The 1,751-nt window shown below is 66.4% G+C and carries 1 protein-coding gene; it reads left to right on the plus strand.

What is annotated here, in order from left to right:
- Nucleotides 1-507: 507 nt before the first annotated feature.
- Nucleotides 508-1,751 (plus strand): PE family protein (locus tag BST40_RS27990; protein ID WP_208618949.1); only part of this gene is annotated, 1,244 nt, incomplete at its 3' end.

Here is a 1,751-nt window from a genome sequence, read left to right on the forward strand (position 1 = left end):
TCATCGATGCATTTGGTCTCGATCACCCGCGAGGAGCGCACCACTGGTCGTTGATAGGTGCTGATTATTGTTTGATCTGTTTTTTGTGTTTGGTATTGATAGTCGGCTGCGAGACAATCACTCCGGCCCGAGTGCAGTTCCGAATGGAAACTATCAACGGTGTGGAACCTGTGTAAATCGAACGAGCTGTTAATTGTAGCGTACTGGCCGATTACCCAGCCGGGCGGTACATCTTTTTCACGTTACCGGAGACAACGCTAGACATTTTGCCTTTTCGCCTTTTAGTTACCGTCAGCACAATGGTGGAGCATGTTCGTTGAGTTTTCATGTTCGCCGCCGGAGGTTAATTCGCGCGGATGTATTACGACGCGGGATCGGGCTCATGGCATGCGGCGGCGCCCCCACTGGCCACCCCGCCCAGCGTGATCCCACGAACTGGGATCGGATAACAGGCCAGCGGTATCCGGTGCCCCACCACGATATTGGTAGACCTCAGGAGGATGAGCTGTGTCATATGTGACCATCGCGCCGCAGGCATTGCAATGCGCCGCCACGGATTTGGCGGGCATCGGATCGGTATTTGGCGAAGCAAGCGCCGCCGCGGCCCTCCCCACCACCGGGCTGCTGCCCGCCGGTGCCGACGAGATATCGGCAGCCATGTCCGCCCTGCTGACACGCCAGGGCCACACCTGGCAGGCACTCAGCCGCGACTACCAATGGCTGCACCAACAATTCGTCGACCTGCTCAACGGCAGCACGGAAAAGTACTGGATCGCCGAGACCGAAAACGCCGCGCACAACGCGATCCAAACAGCCAACGCCGACAGCGAATGGCTCATCGGACGCCCGATGATCGGCAACGGCGCTAACGGGATCAACGGCACCGGACAAAACGGCGGCAACGGTGGATGGCTGTGGGGCAACGGCGGCAACGGCGGATCAGGCGCCGCCGGCCACAACGGCGGCAACGGCGGAGCCGCCGGACTGTTCGGCCACGGCGGCACCGGCGGCGCCGGCGGAACCGGCGCCAACGGCGGTAACGGCGGCCAAGGCGGACTACTGATCGGCAACGGCGGCACCGGCGGAGCCGGCGGAACCGCCGCCATCACCGGCGGCAACGGCGGCACCGGCGGCAACGGCGGAGCCGCCGGACTGTTCGGCAACGGCGGCACCGGCGGAACCGGCGGAGCCGCGGCCATTGGCGGCACCAAACCCAACCAGGCGCTAGGCGGCCAAGGCGGCCAAGGTGGCCATGGCGGCCTATTGATTGGCGACGGCGGCAATGGCGGAACCGGCGGAGCCGGGCCCATAGCCGGCGGTGGCGGCGGCAGTGGCGGCAACGGCGGAGCTGCCGGACTCATCGGCAACGGTGGCAACGGCGGCAACGGCGCAACCGGCCCAGTCGGCGGTACCGGCGGCAACGGAGGCCTGGGCGGCCTGTTGATTGGCGATGGCGGCAACGGCGGTGCCGGTGGTGTGGGCGGAACGGGTGGTCCTGGCGGCGCAGGCGGCAACGGCGGAGCAGCCGGACTCATCGGCAACGGCGGCGACGGCGGAGCAGGCGGTGGCGGCGTTGCCGATGCTGTCGGCGGTACCGGCGGCAACGGCGGCCAAGGCGGACTATTGGTTGGCAACGGCGGCAATGGCGCAGCAGGCGGAATCGCGGGCAGTAACAGCGGCGGCGACGGCGGTGGCGGTGGTAACGGCGGAGCAGCCGGACTCTTCGGCCACGGCGGCAACGGCGGAGCAGG

Source organism: Mycobacterium persicum (assembly GCF_002086675.1).
Classification (GTDB): domain Bacteria; phylum Actinomycetota; class Actinomycetes; order Mycobacteriales; family Mycobacteriaceae; genus Mycobacterium; species Mycobacterium persicum.